Below are 4,937 nucleotides of genomic sequence, written 5' to 3' on the forward strand. Positions count from 1 at the left end.
GCGCGCAGCCGGGCCAGCTCGCGCTGGCGCTGCTGCTCGGCAAACAGCAGCAAGAGGCCATGGCAGACCGCGACCATCACGGTGTAGCTCACCAGGTCCTTGCCCAGCTCGTAGGCCATGACCTTCAGCGGCCCGCCCGGTTCATAGCCCGCGCCCATCAGCGCATAGAAGCCAAAGCGCAGCGCGAACATGCCGCTCACGTGCAGCACCGCATAGGCCAGCGCACCCAGCACATGCCGGCCCAGCAGCGCCAGCCGGCTGCCACCGGCCTGCAACTGCTGCCAGGCCCGCGCATGCCAGCGATAGACCGCCACGCCCAGCGCCCCCATGCAGACGACCGAGCTGAGCTCCCACAGCAGCGGCTCCCAGGGGTGCTGGCCGCCGCGCTCCAGGTAGTGCTGCAGTTCCGCCAGGCCTTGCAGCAGGCCGACGACCAGCACGATGGCGGCGTAGCCACCCCAGAGCGCGCGCGGCGACACCGGTGCGGGGGTCTGCGGCAAGTCCTCAGGGGGCAGGACCGGTGACTCGGGCGACATGCGCGGGACCATATCACCGCCCTCAGGGCCGGCACCGCCCCGTCTCACCTGTAGCGCCCACGCAAGCCGGGCTTCCAGATGTTGCAGCACCGGCACCTGCCGCCATGCTTGTTGCGTTCTGCAACGCGCTGGCACGCCTGCGGCGGAGCTCGGATGCTGAAATCAGTCGCTTCGCCCCGCCCGTACCGAGAGCCACCATGCCTGTTGTCGCCGTCATCAACCGCAAAGGCGGGAGTGGAAAAAGCACGCTTGCGACCCAGCTCGCTGGCCACTTTGCACAGTGCGGGTTGAAGGTGATGCTGGGCGATGTGGACCGTCAGCAGTCCTCGCTGGCCTGGCTGCGCCGCCGTGCCACGCACCCGCTGGCGCGCACGGCCGAGATCCTGCCCTGGGCCCTGGACACCCGCAATGCCCGGCGTCCGCCGCCCGGGGTGAGCCATGTCGTGCTGGACACCCCCGGTGGCATGCACGGCCTGGAACTGGCCAGGGTGGTGATGAACGCCGACATGATCCTGGTACCGGTGAGTCCCAGCGCGTTCGACCGGGAGTCTGCCGCGGAGTCCCTGTCGGAGCTGCTGCGCCTGCCACGCGTGGCCACGGGTCGCTGTCGGCTGGCCGTGATCGGCATGCGCATGGATGCGCGCAGCCGCGACATCGCGCTGCTGAACCGGTGGGCCACGTCCCACCAGGTGTGCTGCCTGGGCGCGCTGCGCGACAGCCGCGTGTACCCGCGCACCGCAGAAGACGGCCTGAGCCTGTTCGACCTGCCCGCCGAACAGGTCCGCACCGACCTCGCGCAGTGGCAAGGTCTGCTGGACTGGGTGAACAATGCGCCCCAGGGCCGGCAAACGTCGCTGGCAGTCGGCCACGCAGAGCGGACGGCGATGCCAGCCGCCTCGGTGCCCAAGCACAGCCATCCGACGCGGCTGGGCGCCACGGGCAGCCCCTTGGCTGCAAACGGTCCCGCCATGCTGGGGCTGGGCCAGAGCCTGGGCCGGTTCTTCACCGCGCTGCGCTCGGCCGCCTGATCCAAGCTGCAAAGGCGTGGCACCACAAGCCGCGCATTTCGGGCGCATTCCGGGAGCAGCGCCGCGCACGGCGGGATGCCAGAGCGGCGGGCTCGCTCCCAGGATTGCCAGCCTGCACCGGGCGATGGACGACATCCACGCCCATGCAGAGGGCGCGATTGGCTTGGCGGACATCACCGAAGCGGCCTGCCTCAGCGTCAGCAGCCCGGTACGCCAGTTCAACGCCCAGCTGGGCGCCTCGCCTTGCAGCTGCCTCAAGACTGTCCGCCGCGAACTGCTGGGGCACCCCGGTTGCCGGTGCGAGACGTGGTGCTGCGCTGGGGCTTCCAGAACGCCAGCAAGTTCAGCCAGGCGCATCGGTTGCGGTTTAGGAGTTGCCCAGCACCACGCAGTTGCAGCGGGGAGTGAGCCAGGGCCCGGACGCGCCCCCCTTGAATGAGGCTTGGCGGGTTGGCATGGGCGCTGATAGCCTGCACTCCCCGGCTGGTACAGCGGTTTCACACCCATGCCAACCTGGAGACTTTTCATGTCGCACCGCTTCGTTCGCCACGCCCTCGTGGCAGCCATCTCCCTCGCCTGTGCCTGCAACGCCGCCGCAACCTCCCTGTCGGCCTGGGCCTATGGTGCCGAAATCTGGGAGAGCAACACGCTCACCACCAACGGCCTGAGCAACACGCCCATCAGCGCCGGCGGCACTGCGGCCGATGGCAGCGTGGTGGACTGCAAGGCCGGCGGTTCCAACGGCATCTTCATGCCCAGCAGCTTCAAGCTGCACCGGGAGGTCCGCGCCGACGACGAATGGTTCGGCTGCCAGACCGAGGTGGACTCCACCGACTCGGTCACCGCTTGGGCACCTGGCCTGCCGGACGGCACGCCGATCCGTTACATCGCCAAGATGAAGCTCAAGCTCAGCCTTGTGGCGCCTCCGCCGGACTTCGGCTACATGTACCTGGAGACAATGGTGCAAGTGGAAGACACGCGCGCCTTCTGGTACGGCCCGGACGCACTGGACGCCGAGCAGGAGGTGACGTTGCGCGCCGTCTATGACGCCGTGGTCGGCCAGAAGTTGGTGGTGCGCGCGCTGATCAAGAGCTACAACCAGGTGGGTGGCACTCTGGTCAATGGCGTGCCGGTGACTGGCGAGCTGAGCCTGAAGAAGGCCCGCGTGATCCTCAGTTCCCCCACGCCAGGCGCCAACATCACCGGCGACTCGGGGCACTTGTACCAGTGAGTGTGGAAGCAGCGCCCCAGCGCATCGCCGCCAAGCTCGCGCTGCACGCTGTCGCCCGTCGCTTAAATGCTCAACGGATCCACATCCACCGCCCAGCGCGCAATGCCTTTCATGGAGTGGCGCAGCCCATGCAGCGCGTTGGGGCTTCCAGAACGCCAGAAAGTTTAACCAGGCGTACCGGCTGCAGTTCGGCGAGCTGCCAAGCGTCACCCAGAGGCAGCGCTCCTTGCGTTAAACCAATACGCATGGGCCATACCCCACTAAGGGATGGCCCATTCTTGCAATCATTGGTCAGGGATAGGGGGGCGGCGCGCCTTCATTATCCATGCAATAGTCAAAACACTCCCGATATTCAGGTGTAGTTGTACTGCCCGGGTATAAAGACCGACACAATCTTGAACAATCCGCCGCAAGAGAAGCCATCGCAGCGCTTGCCGCCACAGACATGGCAAACAACACAAGGAGAGATTTCCATTTTTTCATGCTATTGACTCATAGACGTCGGCGATTGCAATCCGCTCGCCGACTTGCGGCACTGCAACATCTTCAGTTACCAACGATCTTCAACGCAACGTCGTATTCCTCAGGCCAAAAGCCTTGGATGCGACGATTGCCAATGATGACGACAGGAACACCGCCGCCGCCAGTTGCGGCGAGTTTGGCAGCAGCACTTCGGGAGCTCTGAACGTCCTCAAAGACGTACGGGATGTGGCGCTGATCCAGGTACGCTCGTGCACGTTTGCAAAAGCTGCAGCTTTGCGTTCCGAGAACCAAAACACGGGTCCTCTGATCCTGGAGGAGGGCCACATAGTCACCTTCTTGATAACGCCGCTCCAATATATTCGGAAAACGCGACAAGGCGTAACCAACACCCAACCCAAACACCACGGTAACAGCGTATAAAGCAATGGATTTAGCACTTGGCATGCGCAAGGCAAATCACGAAAGTCGGCCGGCCTACAGCTCTAGCCAGTTTCCCAACGCGTTTGGTAAAGTAGTTTGATGAATCAGTTTATGCTGAACAGCCCTCTCCCCTATCCCCAAATTTAGGGGGTGCACTCTTTTGGGCGATCCAATCATCCGTGCACAAGAAATTGAATAGCTGTCAGCTCAAATGCTCAACGGATCCACATCCACCGCCCAGCGCGCAATGCCTTTCAGCGAGCTGCGCAATACGTGCAACTCGGGCAGCCAGTTCGCCAGCAGGCGTTGCAGCGCGCCGCGCGAGGGCGACTCGATCAGCATCTGGCGACGTTCCAGGCCGGCGACTTTGGCGACGGGCGGTGGCACCGGGGCGTAGAGCATCACGTCGGCACCGCCGTGAGTCTTGAGCCAGGCTTGTGCGGCATCCCGCGCCTGCTGCAGGAAAGCTTCGGCGACCGGGCCTTCGCGGGCTTCGGTGCGCAGCAGCGCGAGGTGGCTGTAGGGCGGCAGGCCGGCCATTTCGCGCTCGGCCAGCTGGCTGGCGGCGAAGGCGGTGAAGTCGTGCGCCTTCAGCGCGGCGAACAACGCGTGCTGCGGGTTCCAGGTCTGCACCCACATCTCGCTGCGGGCGGCCGCTTCGGCGTCTCGCCCTGCCCGTCCGCCCGCCTGCAGCAGGCTGGCGAACAGGCGCTCGGCGGCACGGAAGTCGGCGGCGAACAGCGCGCTGTCGGGGTTGACGGCGGCGACCAGCGTGACACGCCGGAAGTCGTGGCCCTTGGTGATCATCTGCGTGCCGACCAGCACGTCGACCTCGCCGGCATGCACCGCGGCCAGTTGTTCTTCCAGGCTGCCTTTGTGGCGGGTGGTGTCGGCGTCGATGCGGGCGACACGCACGCTGCCGCCACCGGGACGCTCCACGTCTTGCAGCAGCGTGGCGATCTGTTCTTCCAGGCGTTCGGTGCCTCGGCCCACGGGCTGGATGTCGAGGTTGCCGCAGTCCGGGCAGGCCTTGGGCACACGTTCGGCAAAGCCGCAGTGGTGGCAGCGCAGCGTGCGGTCCAGCTTGTGGAAGACGCGCCAGGCGCTGCAGTGCGGGCAGCCGCTTTTCCAACCGCAAGCGCCGCAGTTCAGCACCGGCGCAAAGCCGCGGCGGTTCAGGAACAGCAGGCTTTGTTCGCCACGCTCAATCCGGTCGCGCACCGCCGCCAGCACCGGCGG

The 4,937-nt window shown here is 65.7% G+C and carries 4 protein-coding genes and 1 pseudogene; 2 read left to right on the forward strand and 3 right to left on the reverse strand.

Going from position 1 to position 4,937, the window contains the following annotated elements; translation table 11 throughout:
- Positions 1-536 (reverse strand): annotated as a pseudogene (locus FKP22_RS20975) (hypothetical protein); the annotation flags it as partial.
- A gap of 197 nt (positions 537-733) precedes the next feature.
- Here FKP22_RS20975 and FKP22_RS20980 point away from each other — a divergent pair.
- The gene (locus tag FKP22_RS20980; protein WP_141289636.1) at positions 734-1,564 is read left to right on the forward strand and encodes a nucleotide-binding protein; all 831 of its coding nucleotides are present in this window, start codon (positions 734-736) and stop codon (positions 1,562-1,564) included.
- A 526-nt stretch (positions 1,565-2,090) separates the two neighbouring features.
- Entirely contained in the window at positions 2,091-2,795 is a 705-nt protein-coding gene (locus tag FKP22_RS20985; RefSeq protein ID WP_141289637.1) for a hypothetical protein, read from the forward strand.
- Between the two features lie 546 nt (positions 2,796-3,341).
- Here FKP22_RS20985 and FKP22_RS20990 read toward each other — a convergent pair.
- Positions 3,342-3,722 (reverse strand): glutaredoxin family protein, encoded by a 381-nt coding sequence (locus tag FKP22_RS20990; RefSeq protein WP_141289638.1) that lies wholly within the window; start codon positions 3,720-3,722, stop codon positions 3,342-3,344.
- Between the two features lie 183 nt (positions 3,723-3,905).
- The coding region (gene priA, locus FKP22_RS20995) for a replication restart helicase PriA (protein WP_141289639.1) at positions 3,906-4,937 on the reverse strand (1,032 nt) is incomplete at its 5' end.

Origin of the sequence: Ideonella azotifigens, assembly GCF_006519715.1 — a bacterium.
Taxonomy (GTDB): domain Bacteria; phylum Pseudomonadota; class Gammaproteobacteria; order Burkholderiales; family Burkholderiaceae_C; genus Ideonella; species Ideonella azotifigens.

Bases quoted from the DNA above. Each gene is read 5' to 3' on its own strand.
- FKP22_RS20980 (WP_141289636.1), top strand. From the start codon at position 734: ATGCCTGTTGTCGCCGTCATCAACCGCAAAGGCGGGAGTGGAAAAAGC.
- FKP22_RS20990 (WP_141289638.1), bottom strand. From the start codon at position 3,722: ATGCCAAGTGCTAAATCCATTGCTTTATACGCTGTTACCGTGGTGTTT.
- FKP22_RS20985 (WP_141289637.1), top strand. From the start codon at position 2,091: ATGTCGCACCGCTTCGTTCGCCACGCCCTCGTGGCAGCCATCTCCCTC.